Source organism: Thalassobacillus sp. C254 (genome assembly GCF_001310615.1).
Window position 1 is genome coordinate 73038 of sequence record NZ_BAXQ01000007.1, and the last position, 13394, is coordinate 86431.

The 13394-nt window shown below is 40.7% G+C and carries 15 protein-coding genes and 3 pseudogenes; 14 read left to right on the plus strand and 4 right to left on the minus strand.

Annotated features, from left to right (window positions below):
- Nucleotides 1-122: 122 nt before the first annotated feature.
- The 7 genes from JCM19033_RS23370 (at nucleotide 123) to JCM19033_RS08995 (ending at nucleotide 4026) form a co-directional block, all read left to right on the plus strand.
- Complete coding sequence (locus JCM19033_RS23370; RefSeq protein ID WP_157049815.1) at nucleotides 123-272, plus strand: hypothetical protein; 150 nt, start codon at nucleotides 123-125, stop codon at nucleotides 270-272.
- Entirely contained in the window at nucleotides 236-634 is a 399-nt protein-coding gene (locus tag JCM19033_RS08970) for a hypothetical protein (protein ID WP_157049816.1), read from the plus strand. The genes JCM19033_RS23370 and JCM19033_RS08970 overlap by 37 nt, the downstream gene beginning before the upstream one ends.
- Nucleotides 621-1850 carry a beta-L-arabinofuranosidase domain-containing protein gene (locus tag JCM19033_RS08975; protein WP_054636062.1) on the plus strand — a complete coding sequence of 410 codons (1230 nt, stop codon included), beginning with the start codon at nucleotides 621-623 and terminating at the stop codon, nucleotides 1848-1850. Before JCM19033_RS08970 ends, JCM19033_RS08975 begins: the two co-directional genes overlap by 14 nt.
- Before the next feature lie 110 nt (nucleotides 1851-1960).
- Nucleotides 1961-2377, plus strand: a complete 417-nt coding sequence (locus JCM19033_RS25465) for an MgtC/SapB family protein (protein ID WP_054636063.1) — start codon at nucleotides 1961-1963, stop codon at nucleotides 2375-2377.
- The gene (locus JCM19033_RS25470) at nucleotides 2371-2673 is read left to right on the plus strand and encodes a hypothetical protein (RefSeq protein WP_054636064.1); all 303 of its coding nucleotides are present in this window, start codon (nucleotides 2371-2373) and stop codon (nucleotides 2671-2673) included. Before JCM19033_RS25465 ends, JCM19033_RS25470 begins: the two co-directional genes overlap by 7 nt.
- 346 nt (nucleotides 2674-3019) lie before the next feature.
- On the plus strand, nucleotides 3020-3523 hold the full coding sequence (locus JCM19033_RS08990) for a hypothetical protein (protein WP_054636065.1): 504 nt from the start codon (nucleotides 3020-3022) through the stop codon (nucleotides 3521-3523).
- Nucleotides 3502-4026, plus strand: coding sequence for a glycosyltransferase (locus tag JCM19033_RS08995; RefSeq protein WP_054636066.1), 525 nt, complete (start codon nucleotides 3502-3504; stop codon nucleotides 4024-4026). Before JCM19033_RS08990 ends, JCM19033_RS08995 begins: the two co-directional genes overlap by 22 nt.
- A gap of 82 nt (nucleotides 4027-4108) precedes the next feature.
- Here the strand turns inward: JCM19033_RS08995 and JCM19033_RS09000 are convergent, their stop codons facing one another.
- Nucleotides 4109-4651, minus strand: a complete 543-nt coding sequence (locus JCM19033_RS09000; protein ID WP_054636127.1) for a site-specific integrase — start codon at nucleotides 4649-4651, stop codon at nucleotides 4109-4111.
- 530 nt (nucleotides 4652-5181) lie between these two features.
- Between JCM19033_RS09000 and JCM19033_RS09005 the strand changes: the two genes are divergently transcribed.
- Nucleotides 5182-6153 carry an alpha/beta hydrolase gene (locus JCM19033_RS09005; RefSeq protein ID WP_054636067.1) on the plus strand — a complete coding sequence of 324 codons (972 nt, stop codon included), beginning with the start codon at nucleotides 5182-5184 and terminating at the stop codon, nucleotides 6151-6153.
- Between the two features lie 869 nt (nucleotides 6154-7022).
- Here the strand turns inward: JCM19033_RS09005 and JCM19033_RS24210 are convergent.
- From JCM19033_RS24210 to JCM19033_RS22105, 3 genes and pseudogenes are all read right to left on the minus strand, one after another.
- Nucleotides 7023-7235, minus strand: a complete 213-nt coding sequence (locus JCM19033_RS24210; RefSeq protein ID WP_198153460.1) for a hypothetical protein — start codon at nucleotides 7233-7235, stop codon at nucleotides 7023-7025.
- Nucleotides 7236-8106: 871 nt separating this feature from the next.
- A complete protein-coding gene (locus JCM19033_RS09020) occupies nucleotides 8107-8637 on the minus strand; it encodes a MauE/DoxX family redox-associated membrane protein (protein ID WP_054636070.1) in 531 nt (176 codons plus the stop codon).
- 117 nt (nucleotides 8638-8754) lie between these two features.
- A pseudogene (locus JCM19033_RS22105) lies at nucleotides 8755-8826 on the minus strand (YjcZ family sporulation protein); the annotation flags it as partial.
- A gap of 301 nt (nucleotides 8827-9127) precedes the next feature.
- Between JCM19033_RS22105 and JCM19033_RS28095 the strand changes: the two are divergent.
- The 6 genes and pseudogenes from JCM19033_RS28095 to JCM19033_RS09040 form a co-directional block, all read left to right on the plus strand.
- Nucleotides 9128-9420, plus strand: a pseudogene (locus tag JCM19033_RS28095) (acyl-CoA dehydrogenase family protein); the annotation flags it as partial.
- Between the two features lie 81 nt (nucleotides 9421-9501).
- The gene (locus JCM19033_RS28100; RefSeq protein WP_374701225.1) at nucleotides 9502-9687 is read left to right on the plus strand and encodes an acyl-CoA dehydrogenase family protein; all 186 of its coding nucleotides are present in this window, start codon (nucleotides 9502-9504) and stop codon (nucleotides 9685-9687) included.
- A 152-nt stretch (nucleotides 9688-9839) separates the two neighbouring features.
- Nucleotides 9840-10274: an acyl-CoA dehydrogenase family protein gene (locus JCM19033_RS28105; RefSeq protein ID WP_374701223.1), complete on the plus strand. Its 435-nt coding sequence runs from the start codon at nucleotides 9840-9842 to the stop codon at nucleotides 10272-10274.
- Between the two features lie 2 nt (nucleotides 10275-10276).
- Nucleotides 10277-11422 carry a CaiB/BaiF CoA-transferase family protein gene (locus tag JCM19033_RS09030; protein ID WP_054636071.1) on the plus strand — a complete coding sequence of 382 codons (1146 nt, stop codon included), beginning with the start codon at nucleotides 10277-10279 and terminating at the stop codon, nucleotides 11420-11422.
- Between the two features lie 17 nt (nucleotides 11423-11439).
- Nucleotides 11440-12591, plus strand: a pseudogene (locus JCM19033_RS09035) (acetyl-CoA C-acyltransferase).
- Nucleotides 12592-12609: 18 nt separating this feature from the next.
- The gene (locus JCM19033_RS09040) at nucleotides 12610-13377 is read left to right on the plus strand and encodes a 3-hydroxyacyl-CoA dehydrogenase (RefSeq protein ID WP_054636072.1); all 768 of its coding nucleotides are present in this window, start codon (nucleotides 12610-12612) and stop codon (nucleotides 13375-13377) included.
- The last annotated feature ends 17 nt before the right edge of the window (nucleotides 13378-13394 follow it).

Below are 13394 nucleotides of genomic sequence, written 5' to 3' on the forward strand. Positions count from 1 at the left end.
TTTGAAATCCTGGTATTCCAGGGTTTCTTTTTTTTGCTTGTCTTACCTATCCATATGATTTAACTTCAGCAGGAAAGGGAAGAGACCATGTAAAAGCAATTGGATTGGAAGGTGTAATAAACATGGATGAAGTGTTAAAAGAAGTATATCACTCAATCACTAAAAGGAAGTCACCAGCTTTACCAGAAGTATCCTTACCAGAGAAAGAAACCAAGGGACAAAAACAGCTTGTTTTTTGTCTGTTACAGATCACAGGGGAAGAGCATACGTAACAAGAGGAGCCCATACTTCACTTTCTTCAGCTATTGAAGGAGCAATACTTTCCTTTTTTGAAAATATGGACTCTCCTCACTTTCAATCTGAGGCAGTCAAACTAGATATTATGACATCTGTTCGCCCGATGAAAAAGGAACAGCCATTCATACATATAAAGAAGGATAAGATAGGGTATAAGCGGGGGCTTCATGGTATTGCTTTTGGAGAGGACTTAGAATTAGCATTTCTGCCTGAAGAAGTAACTGCTTACCAAATGATAAAGGATAAAAAAATTAATCCTGATAATGTTTTGGCGGCCTTTGGAAAACATTTTTCTACTTACAAACCAGGAGAAAATCAAGCTGTTGAAAGGCGATAAAGAAATAAAAGCCTATAAATTTCAAACTCAATCGTTCTATACAGATGGAAAAAAAGTAAAAGAACTGTATCGAGGGCATCCAATGTATAAGGATGTTACTAGCGAAGATGTTCAAGAAGCGATTGAATGGACAAACAACTATTACTTTAAAGAAGTGGTTAATCAAAATGGCAGCTTTACTTATTCCTACTTGCCTCAAGAAAACCAGCAAGAAAAACGATATAATATTTTACGTCATGCCGGTACAGTATACTCCATGTATGAAACATATGAACACACTAAGGATGAGCAAGTATATCAAGAAGCGTTACGTGCCTTGGATTATTTATTAGAACAGGTAAGAAACCATAAAATCAATGAAGAAACTGTAAAAGTTGTCGTGGAAAAAAATGCGATGAAGCTAGGGGGCAATGCCCTTGCGATTATTGCCCTGGCTAAATATACAACGTTAACAAAGGATACACAGTACCTTTCCATTATGCAGGACCTCGCAGCCTGGATAAGTGAAGTTCAGAATGAAGAGGGTCGCTTTACTATTCATAAACAAAAATACAGATCAGGGGAAGTGTCAGATTTTGTTTCCCACTTTTATCCCGGCGAATCAATATTAGCGTTAGTGCGTCTTTATCAAATAGATAAAAATGAGAAATGGCTGGATGTAGCAGAAAAAGCTGCTCACTACCTGATAAACATAAGGGACAAAAATGAAAATGAAGATACCATTGCGCACGATCACTGGCTGTTGTATGGGTTAAATGAACTTTACCGTGAAAGATCAAAAGAGTTATATAAAAATCATTCGTTTCTTGTAGCAGAAGCAATCATGAAAACCCAGTTTGTAGACCACGCCGATGAGCCGGATTGGCTTGGAGGGTATGCAGTGCCAAGGACTCCGCCTGAATCTACACCTGTCGCTTGCAGAAGTGAGGGATTGTGTGCTGTTTACAAATTAGCAAAAGATTATCATCAAGATGAATTGGCTGACCGGGTAAAAGAAGCAATTAGAAATGGTATTGGGTTTCAGCTTCAAATGCAGCTTCGCCCAGAATCAAGCTTATACTATGAAAATAAAAATCTTTGTTGGGGAGCTTTCCAGCGAAGCTTAAATCGCTTTGATTTACGCATTGATTACACGCAGCATAATATTTCCAGTTTTATTGCTTTTTACAACATTCTAACTCGTAAAGATCAGGAAGCGGCTGCAGTCAGTGAATAACTTGAAGAGACGGACATATTGTCTGTCTCTTTTTACTCGTCGAAAGCAAAGCTTATGGTATGATAATGGATAAACACTTTCGATGATCCTATTGTTGAGGAATGATGTGTATGTATCTGGCATTTCAAGCGTTTTTAGAGCCTGGTGACATTTATATCAGGCTGGTGGTTGCCTTTATCTTCGGTGCCATTATTGGATTAGAGCGTTCACTCAAAAGAAAAAACGCTTCGATAAAAACAACCATTGTGCTTTGTGTAACAAGCTGTGTAGTTACAATTGTAAGTATTTATTCTGCCCAAATTTATTCGGAAATGACCACAAGCACCTTAATGGATCCTTTGCGTTTGGCCGCTCAGCTTATCTCAGGTATAGGGTTTATTGGAGCAGGCGTCATTCTTGTCCGAAACAATGATGTGGTTTCCGGCATAACCACGGCAGCGATTATGTGGGCCTCTGTAGGTCTTGGGATTGCTATAGGAGCAGGGTTTATTGCAGAGGCATTTATGGCACTTGCCTTATCATGGTAGGGGTAGAATTTTTACCACACCTTTTTAAAATCCTCGGACCTGCATCACTGCGGGAAAAAGAATTAAAATGCAAAATTATAGTCGATAACGAAGACGTAATGACAGATATTTTAAAGGAAATGAAAAATAATGCAATGAAGCCAAGAAAGGTACGAGTAAGAGATCTGCGCGATTCAGACAACAAACAATTGGATCTACTTTTATTAGTAAATGAAAAGAGGTACACGACAGACGTCTATCACCATCTGAAACAAATTAAAAACATCATAAGCGTTGACATCGAGTCCCTAAACTAGGGACTCTTTTTTGTGGTGCCTGGCACCCTGAGTGTCTGTAACAAAAAAAATGCTAGAGATACTGGTAAATAAGGATAAATTATTACAGCGGCAAAGGGGTGCCAGGCACCTATGAAGGTACCTCTGTATGAAACCCGGGCAATGAGGAATGCTATTTGTAAGAAAGATGAAAGGCATTGAAGAAAGAGAGGTACATATCAATGGGCCAGCCATTAATTTTTTCTGCCTCGATTGGCCATGGGCACAATCAGGCAGCAAAAGCCATTCAACATGAATTTAATAATCAGGGATTTACCCAATAGTAATAGATACCTTTCAAGAAATTAGTCCTCTTCTTCATAAATGCATGGTAAAAAGTTATTTTCAGCTTATTAAGACGGGTCCCCTCTTGTGGCGGAAAGCATATTTTTATGCTGAAAAAAACCCTATATTTTTATTATTAGACCGGGTGGCGACGCTTTTTTCTGACAAGCTGTTCAGCTTGATCAAAAGTTATCGCTGTAACTTTATCATTTCAACTCACCCGTTTGTAACAGCATTTCTGTCCAGAGTAAAAAGAATAAAGAAATTAAAGCAGCCTTTTTATACCATTATTACTGATTTTGTCCTTCATCCAGCGTATGTAAGAAATGAAATTGACGGGTATTTTACAGCATCCCCTCACATTGAAACATTTGCTGAAAAACATAAAGTATCTGCTGAGCAGTTTTATCACACGGGCATCCCAATTATTAAAGATGACGTTATTTCTTTGTCCAAAACCTATGCCCGCTTTCAGCTTGGTCTAGATCAAACTGACAAAATATCCTCCTCATTGCAGGAGGAGGATTGGGCTATGCGAATTATGTGAATATCATTCGGTCTCTTGACAACCTTGAAAAACCAGTCGAGATAATTTGTATGATGGGGCACAACAAGAAAGCAGAAGAAAAAATCCTCAGGCTTCGATCGAAGCATTCCATCAAAGTCGTTGGGTTTACCCAAGAGTTTCTCATCTATTTACGGGCCAGTGATTGTATCCTTTCTAAAGCAGGCGGATTAACGATGGCTGAATCACTCGCTTGTGAGACACCTATTATTATCTATAATCCTGTTCCAGGGCATGAAGAGCATAATGCTCGCTATCTTGCTCAGGAAGGAGCAGCTCTTTTTGTCAAACATTCTCATGAGCTTCCTGCAAATTTAGAAAAAGTATTATACGACCAGTCCTTTTATGACCGATTGCAAAAAAGAGCACAGTTGTTAAAAAACCAGATGCTGCTTCTGAAATCGTTCGAAAGATCACGTTATTATACGAAGACCAGCAAGCTAATGGCTGACAAGGGGAAAACAAGCCTCTCCTGTGATTGGTAATATAAGGATGTTTCTCAGGGGCATTTCTTGCAATTTATCTTTTGTTGCAAGGGTCATTATAAGGTTTATTTTATTTAAGGAGTTATAAGTAAAAATTATCCATCTTATCATCAATTTCTTTTTGAGTAATTCCGATATAATCTTTTGTAATGGCAGGGGTAGAATGATTAAATATTTCCTGAAGGACAGCGACATCCTTGGTTTGATTATAAAAATGGTAGCCAAGTGTTTTTCTCATGGAATGGGTGCCAATTTGTTCGATCCCTGCTTTACCAGCCGCTTTCCGCAAAATTCTGTAAGCCTGGACTCTAGTAAGGGGAAGATTGGTTTTTCTTGAAGGAAAAAGGTATTCTTCATCTTGCATATCCTCTGTGTAATCTGCAATATCCTGCCATAGTTCCCGGTTAATCCGAAAAGTGCCTGACTTCCTCGTTTTTGTTTCCTTCACTCTTATGTGTGTTTTGTTCCGGACATCTTTTACTTGAAGGGGAAGGATGTCACTAATTCTCATCCCTGTGTTTAAGCCCAGCACAAACATAAAGTAATTTCGCAAACTGTCTCTTTTCAATGCTCTTTTCATTCGGTCAATAGCTTCAAGTTCTCTGATGGGCTGTACCTTTTGCATTCCTTGGGTCCGCAAGGAATGGTAGTCGCTCATTTCTTTTCTTTTATCCCCCGTTTGTTTTTGCCTGCTTAATAACGAGATTTTCTGCTGCAAGAGCCGGCTGCCAAATGTCTCTTGAAGCTTTTTCGCTTCTTCTTCGGTTAAAAACACATCTGGTGCAACCTCTTTTTTTCCATTCTGCTCACCTCTCAATATGTAACCTCTAATGTAACGTGAATTTAATATGTTACATTTAGAGTAGCATAGTAGACAGTGGAAAACCATATTTATAAAGGCAGACAGGCAAATTAGTGAGTGTCTGTCTTAATGTAACAAAATGTATAGTTTGTTACCTATTAATTAGCTTACATAAGCGATCTGGCAAAGAGTTTACATGCTCCTTTATAAGTATGGTAAAAACAATACGGAAGGACAGCTAAGAAGAGGAAAAGACCCTTACAGTGTCAAAGCTTTAATTGAGAACGAAAAAAATACAGCTGTTAAGCCTGCAAGGTCATATTATGTAAACTGAAGAAAAGAGGGGGAAAGGAATGGAACAGTGGATTGAAAAAGAAATTGCCGTTGGGGAAAACGCAAACATAAAAGGTACACTGGCAGTCCCTGCAAAGCTTAAAACAAATGAGAAGGCACCAGCTGTTATGATTATCCCAGGAAGCGGACCAATTGACAGAAACGGCAATGTGAACAGAAAATTTACCTTTAACATCTATAGAGAACTGGCTCATTACATTACCAGTTTGGGCTTTATAACGTTCAGATATGATAAACGAGGAGTGGGAGAGAGCAAAGGGGATTATTATTCAACTGGTTTTTATGATTTGGTTGATGATGCCCAAACAGTGTTTACTTTCTTATCCTCACATCCAAACGTGATAAAAGAACAGATCATTGTCGCAGGACACAGCGAGGGTACGATTATTGGAACAGCATTATCAGAAAGAAGAGACCTTGGGGGGCTGATGCTGTTGTCTGGTGGCGTGGATAATCTCGATCAGGCCTTGAAAGGTCAGAGACAACGTGCCTACAAGGAATTAATGAAGAAGCCAGGCTTGATAGGATGGCTGAACCGTAAGATTAAGATTGATGAAAAGAGCGAGAGAAAAGTTGATAAGCTGACTGCACGAATGGCTTCAGAAGATAAGGACGTTATTCGATCCCTCTTTTTCTTTAAGCAGCCCGCTAAATGGATGAGAGAGCACTCAGCCTATGACACGAGATCAGCTTTACGCACTGTTAGCTGCCCGGTACTTGCAATGAATGGGGACAAAGACAGCCACGTGAACATTGAGGTGTTGGAAGAACTAGAGAATTTAGTTCAGGGGGAAGCTGAATACCATATTATTAAAGACATGGAGCATGGTTTAAAGGAACAAAGAAAAGAAAAGTCTATTCTTCAGGTCAAAAAACTCATGAAAGAAAGCATGAATAAACCCCTTCACCCTGAAGCAAAAGCTGTTATCAGGCAATGGTTATTCTCTCATTATAACCCTCTCCATGTGTAAGGCGGGGGTTCTTCCTATTTCGGTAATGTTTGAAACCGTTTATGTGATTCTACGTATACGTAAGTAATAGAGAATAAAAAGAGGGCGATTTATATGAAAAAACAAGAAAAGATGACTGGAGTATTCCTACGATTCTTGGCTGGACAGCTGACCTTTTCTTACTAGCACCGCGAGCTATTATTAATTTTTTCAGAAACGTTAATTAAAAAAATGAAAAGAAAGTAAGACAAACCTGGTATGAACTTATTTCAACTGCCATCTACCCATCCAAATTAGAAATCCAACATTACATAAAAAACAAGAAGGAAGAAAATATAAAGAAGCAAGGTAAGAATTCGAAATAAACTTTTACTTCCCCACATGACACGGACAATTCTTTTACTATGTTTCATAGTGGTGCACCTGAATGCATTTATTCCAAACGTTGCGGAAGTTCTTCCTGCACCGTAAAGAGAGCCTGCCAGAAATCCATACATGGGTTCGTAAAGGAACCCTGTAAAGAAATACAGATAGCAAAAGGTGGTAAAGGGGATATAGGTAAACATTCCGCTCCCTAAAATAAGACCCCACACGAGCATATTAAGGTTTCTCGAACCTTGGAGCCAAGAGGATGGCACCTGCCATTTAACACTAGGCAGCCGTAAAGTAATCAGCTTACATTCATAAAGAAAAAAAGTAATACTAAGAAAGAAAAGAAGAAGGACCTTCATCTCTATACTTATCCAAAAGGTCAGTGTATAAATCATGAATGTGAGAAAAAATCCTATAACTGCTCCTCCAATGACTGCTGAGAAAAAGTACAATACAAAACGTCTCCAGCTTTCTCTCCAGTTCCTCTCCTCACCGAGGGGGTCACCGCAAGGGTAACGTTAATCCCTCAGTAGGTGCATATAGTGGATACCCCGGCTAATAGCGCCAAAATAATAAGCAGCCATTGATCTAGTTGGCCACTCGATAGTTGATCTATCACCTTCAAATCCCTCCCGCTGGTCACAAAGTATGCTGACACTGACAATCATTAACATGCCTCCTATACGGGTTGTTCCCGAGAGGCGTACAGTCACAGCAGACTTTTGAAACATGAGGCAGAGCTACACACCAGCAGCCTGTAGTTGTGTATCCATAGGCGTATGATATTTGATAATCTTTGGGACAGGGAGAAGAGACATCGCAGTGCTTGCAAAGTCCTTGCCCAAAAGGAAAATAACAGTCTCGAAGCTGGTACCACACCTCGCACCACTTATTTTCAGAACCTCTTTTAGTAAAGGGATATCTGGCTTTTCTTATTGAACTATTGAAAATAGCTGAAAGCCCGTTTTGATTCTCCGTTTTCCGCATTACATATTCCCCAATTCTTCTCGACAGAACCGAAAGGTAAACCATATATTTTCACGCTCACTTTTCCAAGGAGGATAGTAACTTCGTCAAATGTTTTTCATCATTACACAATCCCTTATCCAAAATCATTCTCTTTTCGTCTGTCATAAAAGCGAAGGGAGTAACTTTGACCTTACAAGCAGAAAAAAGTTCGGCAGCAGGATCAAACAAAAGATCGCCATTCCATTCTTGTGCAGCTGTTTCTTTTTCCTCCTTTCCTAAAAAACAGTAATAAAATTAACGTTTGTCTCATGCTTACTTTTCATCATATTCCAGTGAGGAATCAGATCGGTACATGCTTTACAGCTTTGGGAGGCAAACAGCACCAGGTTGGTTTTTCTTCCTCCGTGTGAAAGCTTATTGGCTTATTGTGGGCTTGCAAAGATTCCACAGATTCAACAGCAGGAAGCCTTTCTCCAATTTGCAATCCATCCTTTGATACGGACGAAGCAGACCTTACATATACTTCTCCAAATTGACGGTAAAGAAGAAAAAATTAAAAAAAAGAACCAGCACCTGGATCAACCATAAGAGAATATGAGAATAGAGAAGAATTTGTTCCATGTCACCCATCCTTTATTTCTTTTTTATCTGCATCATGGTTTCTTGATGAGAGGTCCAGGCAATCTGAGATATTAGCAAAATCAAGGTAAGAGAAAGACCCAGTAAGAATGGAGCGGGGGTAAAACCCCAAAAAGTGGCCTCTAAAAATACTAATGGAAGGATAAGTCCACTTAAAAAAAGGAGAAAAGAAGTTTTAAGCAAGGTAAAGTGATCAATGCGACTCTTTATGTATTTTCCATAGCACCCGCAAGTTACACTCTTCCTGGAAAGAACAATCACGATCGTATGAATTAAAAAAAGTAGTAATAAAACAGTGACAAGAATCCAGCCCAGGAAAAATGTCCGTCGATTCACAAGCAGCAGCGCCCCTGCTAATTCAAGAAAAGGCAACAAACTTAAAAAAAATGACCGATACTTCGTTGGGATATAAGCTACGTTTACGTTCAATTTAATAAAATGACGAAGACTGCTTAGCTTGGTCAAAGCCGATATGATAAAAAAAGAGGAAAGGCAGCATAGGATAGAAAGGAAAACAACATCCATAAAATCCCTCCTGTTTCTCTTTTCTTAATTTATTTTCCAAGAAAGATATATATACCTGAAATAGAGAGACTTACTATTATTCTCAAAAGGCAGCATGTGCAGCTGCCTTTTTATTACTTACCAGCCTTTGAAGGAAGTACCTACGATAACTAACAGGATAAATAACACCACGATTAATGCGAATCCTCTTCTGTCATGGTGTCTTGGATGAGCGAAACCAGACATGATTTCACCTCCCTGTAACAAAGTAGAAGGGTGATCCTTCACTACTAAAATATGTCACCACGGCCATCATGACTGGACAAGAGTGTATAGGTCAGGAAATCTGGACATTGGCTTGGAAATTAAAAGAAATTAATTTTTAAATAGAGCAGGAATTTTCCTGTTATATGAAAAATAAGTAAAGTAGGCAGAAATGAAAAATGTCGATATCCTATAGGTCCATCAATGAAAATGACTGATTATTCATTCACTAGAAGGAGGGGAAGATATGCCAGCTCCATTGTATCTGCAGGAAGAGCACCAGGTCTTTCGCTATTCTCTTCGAAAATTCCTCGAAAAAGAAGCCGCTCCCCATTATGAGAAATGGGAAAAAGATCGACTGATCCCACGGTCATTTTGGGAGAAAATGGGGCAGCAAGGTTTTCTCTGCCTTGTGTTCCTGAAGAATTCGGAGGTACAGAAGCTGATTTTAGCTATTCGGTGATTATTAATGAAGAGCTTGAAAGAATTGGCTCGAGTTTAATTGGAATAGGTCTACATAACGATATTGTCATTCCTTATTTTCTTCATTATGGAACGACAGAACAGAAGAAAAAGTGGCTTCCTGGATGTATCACAGGTCAGACCATTACAGCGATTGCCATGTCTGAACCAGGAGCGGGCTCGGATCTATCCGCCATTAAAACAACGGCCGTGCGTGAGGGTGACCATTATATCGTTAATGGGACCAAAACATTTATTACAAATGGGATACACAGCGACCTGATCGTTATTGTCTGTAAAACTGATCCGAAAGCCAATCCGCCCCACAAAGGATCAGCCTCCTAGTCGTTGAAAAAGATACACCTGGTTTTACCCGGGGAAAGAAGCTTGATAAGGTAGGGCTTCACAGCCAGGACACAGCCGAGTTATTCTTTGAAGATGCCAAGGTTCCTGTTTCCAACCTTTTAGGAAAAGAGGGAAAAGGATTCTATTATTTAATGGAACAGCTTCAGCAGGAAAGGCTGATTGTTGCTATTTGTGCCATTGCAGGAGCGGAAAGAATAATGGAGCTGACTCTTGATTACGTAAAAGAACGCAAGGCATTCGGAAAATCCATTTCTTCTTTTCAGAACACACAGTTTAAGCTTGTGGAACTACAGACAGAGGTGGAAATCGGCCGTACCTATCTTGATCAGCTGATAATGCGGCATATCAACGGTGAAGATATCGTTAAAGAAGTCTCTATGGCGAAGTGGTGGACGACAGAACTGGCAAAAAAAGTCTCTGCTGAATGCGTTCAGCTTCACGGAGGATACGGCTATATGGAAGAATACGAGGTTGCAAGAAGGTTTCGAGACATTCCAGTAGCTGCAATTTATGCAGGAACAAATGAAATTATGAAAACGATTATTGCAAAAAAAATGGGGCTGTGAGAATGAATAATCTTCTAAAGGGCGTTCGCGTTCTTGACTTTTCAATGTACCTGCCAGGCCCTTTTGCTTCCATGCGCCTGGCTGACAGGGGAGCGGAGGTTATCTCCATTGAACCAGTTCAAGGCGATCCTTCAAGGCACATGGGTATACAAAGAGAAGGAACCGGCGTAGTCTTTCTCGCAGTGAACCGTAACAAAAAAAGTGTAGCTCTGGACTTGAAATCTGAAGAAGGCCGAGAAGCGGTCAAGGAATTAATACAAATCTCAGATGTTTTAATAGAAAGCTTTCGGCCGGGAGTGATGGAGCGTCTAGGCTTAAGCTATGAGCAGAGTAAAGAATGGAACCCTGGACTTGTCTACTGCTCGATTTCAGGATACGGGCAAGACACGGTAGCCTTAAACGGATTTGGAAGCCATGATTTAAATTACATGGCATTAACCGGCATGCTTGCCCAATTAACGACAGTAGAAGGAAAACCAGCTCATCCCTCCATTCAATTTGCGGATTATATCGGAAGCTTTGGTGCCTGTGAAGAAATTCTTGCGTCTCTTTTGCACCAAAAAGAAACCGGAGAAGGAACTCACATTGATTTAGCTTTAACGGACAGCCTTCATTCCATCCTTGGTGTTCATTCACTTATCCACCAGGAAACAGGAAGAGAATATGGAATTAACGAGCTGAATGGAGGGGTGGTTTGTTATGGAATTTACGAAACATTGGATGAGAGGTTTATCACTCTTGCTGCATTAGAACAATCCTTTTGGAGGAACTTTTGTACGCAGGCAGGTAAGAAAGAGTGGATCTCTAAGCAATTTTCTCCTGCAAAGGATGGAAGCGATGTATTTGAGAAGATGAAATCCTTGTTTAAAAGCAGAACCTTTCGTGAGTGGTCTGAATTTTCCAAACGAGTAGATTGCTGCATGGCACCGATTCTGCGCTTATCTGAAACAGAAGACCATCCTGTCACCCAGGAGCGGGGAATGTTTTATGAGCTCGGAGGCGGATTGAAACAGGTTGCAACTTCCACGGTGTTTTCACAGAAAAAAACCATGCATCCTCCTTCCATTGGTGAACACACAGAAGAAGTATTAACCTCACTGCTTGGATGGCCTGAAGAAAAAGTTAAGCGCTTACAATCTAATCACTAAAAGGAGGAACCATTATGATGAAAGAAGCAGTCATAATTGAAGCAGTCCGAACACCAATAGGACGCAGAAACGGTAAATTAAGCAAAGTTCGTCCGGATGATCTATTAGCAGAAGTATTAAATGAGGTCGTTACACGAGCTGGTGTCCCAGCAGAGGAAGTAGAAGATGTGATTGCAGGGTGTGTCTCCCAAGTAGGAGAGCAAGCACCGGATATTGCAAGAGCAGCGGCATTAATTGCAGGTTTTCCTAAAGAAGTCCCTGGAGTTACAATCGACAGGCAATGCGGCTCTAGTCAGCAGGCTGTTCATTTTGCTGCTCAGGCCGTTGTGAGCGGAGATATGGATGTTGTTATTGCCTGTGGAGTGGAAAGTATGTCCAGGGTTCCCATGTTTTCAAATGTTCAGGGAGCATCTTACAGCCAAAAATTAACTGATCAGTATGAAATCATTAATCAAGGATTGTCTGCTGAGCGAATTGCTAAAAAATGGAACCTTTCAAGAAAAGTATTGGATGAATTTTCTCTTTCCAGCCACCAAAGAGCGGTTACTGCCCAGGAAGAAGGCCGTTTCTCTCGTGAACTCATGGCTGTAGATGCAGAAAATGAAGACGGGGAAATCATCTCTGTAACAGAAGATGAAGGTCCAAGAAAAGGAACGACTTTAGAAAAGCTGGCCTCCTTGAACCTGCCTTCCAAGATGGGGCGTGATTACCCCGGGGAATTCCAGCCAAATCAGTGATGGAGCCGCTGCCCTTCTTATCATGTCAAAAGACAAGGCGGAAAGTCTTGGGCTTACTCCTCGCTTTAAAATCACTGCAAGGAGCGTTGTCGGCTCTGATCCTACGTTTATGCTGACCGGTCCTGTTGCCGCTACTCAAAAGGTGCTTAAGAAAGCAGGGCTGACTCTTGAACAAATGGACCTTTACGAAGTGAATGAAGCATTTGCTCCTGTACCATTGTATTGGCAAAAGGAATTAAACGCAGATCTAACCAAACTTAACGTAAATGGTGGTGCGATTGCTCTGGGGCACCCTTTGGGGGCAAGTGGGGCCAGGGTTATGACAACTCTGATCCATGAACTTGAGAGAACAGAAAAGCGATATGGCCTGCAAGCATCTGTGAAGGGTTTGGAATGGCCAACGCCACTATTATTGAAAGAATAGAAAGCTAGAGAGATAGGAGAGAAGCCATGAATATTAATGATGCTACTGTACTTGTTACCGGCGGTGCTTCCGGACTTGGAGAAGCGACTGTACGAAGACTGGTATCCCAAGGAGCTAACGCAGTCATTATCGACCAAAATGAAGAACGTGGGAAACAATTAGTGGAAGAATTAGGAAAACGTGTTCTTTTTTACAAAGGAGACGTCACATCAGAAAAAGAAATTACAGAAGGATTAGATGAGGCAGAAAAGACATTTGGCAGCTTGCACATTCTTGTAAATTGCGCCGGCATCGGCGTTGCTGAAAAAGTATTATCTCGAAAAGGCGCTCATTCCTTTGACTTGTTTTCGAAAGTCATCCAGATTAATTTACTTGGAACGTTCAATATGATTCGCCTGGTCTCTGAGAGAATGAAAGAAAACAAAGAAGATTCACAGGGGGAAAGGGGAGTAATTATTAACACGGCTTCCGTCGCTGCTTTTGAAGGCCAAATAGGCCAGGCTGCTTATAGTGCTTCCAAAGGGGGAGTGGCCAGCATGACTCTGCCTGTTGCCCGGGAACTTGCCCGTTACGGTATACGCGTTATGACTATTGCTCCAGGGCTCTTTGAAACCCCTATGTTTGAATCCCTGCCTGATGAAGCAAAAGAAGCGCTCGGGAAAATGACTCCTTTTCCGAAAAGACTCGGGCAGCCACTAGAGTATGCAATGCTTGCAAACCAGATTATCGAAAATCCCATGCTGAACGGAGAAACGATTCGTCTGGATGGAGCTATTCGGATGCAGCCAAAGTAAAGAAAATCTATTAAATA

Coding starts and splice junctions, on each gene's coding strand:
- JCM19033_RS23370 (WP_157049815.1), top strand. CDS start 123: ATGGATGAAGTGTTAAAAGAAGTATATCACTCAATCACTAAAAGGAAG.
- JCM19033_RS25465 (WP_054636063.1), top strand. CDS start 1,961: ATGTATCTGGCATTTCAAGCGTTTTTAGAGCCTGGTGACATTTATATC.
- JCM19033_RS25470 (WP_054636064.1), top strand. CDS start 2,371: ATGGTAGGGGTAGAATTTTTACCACACCTTTTTAAAATCCTCGGACCT.
- JCM19033_RS08990 (WP_054636065.1), top strand. CDS start 3,020: ATGGTAAAAAGTTATTTTCAGCTTATTAAGACGGGTCCCCTCTTGTGG.
- JCM19033_RS09000 (WP_054636127.1), bottom strand. CDS start 4,651: ATGCAAAAGGTACAGCCCATCAGAGAACTTGAAGCTATTGACCGAATG.
- JCM19033_RS09005 (WP_054636067.1), top strand. CDS start 5,182: ATGGAACAGTGGATTGAAAAAGAAATTGCCGTTGGGGAAAACGCAAAC.
- JCM19033_RS24210 (WP_198153460.1), bottom strand. CDS start 7,235: ATGTTTCAAAAGTCTGCTGTGACTGTACGCCTCTCGGGAACAACCCGT.
- JCM19033_RS09020 (WP_054636070.1), bottom strand. CDS start 8,637: ATGGATGTTGTTTTCCTTTCTATCCTATGCTGCCTTTCCTCTTTTTTT.
- JCM19033_RS28100 (WP_374701225.1), top strand. CDS start 9,502: ATGTCTGAACCAGGAGCGGGCTCGGATCTATCCGCCATTAAAACAACG.
- JCM19033_RS28105 (WP_374701223.1), top strand. CDS start 9,840: ATGGAACAGCTTCAGCAGGAAAGGCTGATTGTTGCTATTTGTGCCATT.
- JCM19033_RS09030 (WP_054636071.1), top strand. CDS start 10,277: ATGAATAATCTTCTAAAGGGCGTTCGCGTTCTTGACTTTTCAATGTAC.
- JCM19033_RS09040 (WP_054636072.1), top strand. CDS start 12,610: ATGAATATTAATGATGCTACTGTACTTGTTACCGGCGGTGCTTCCGGA.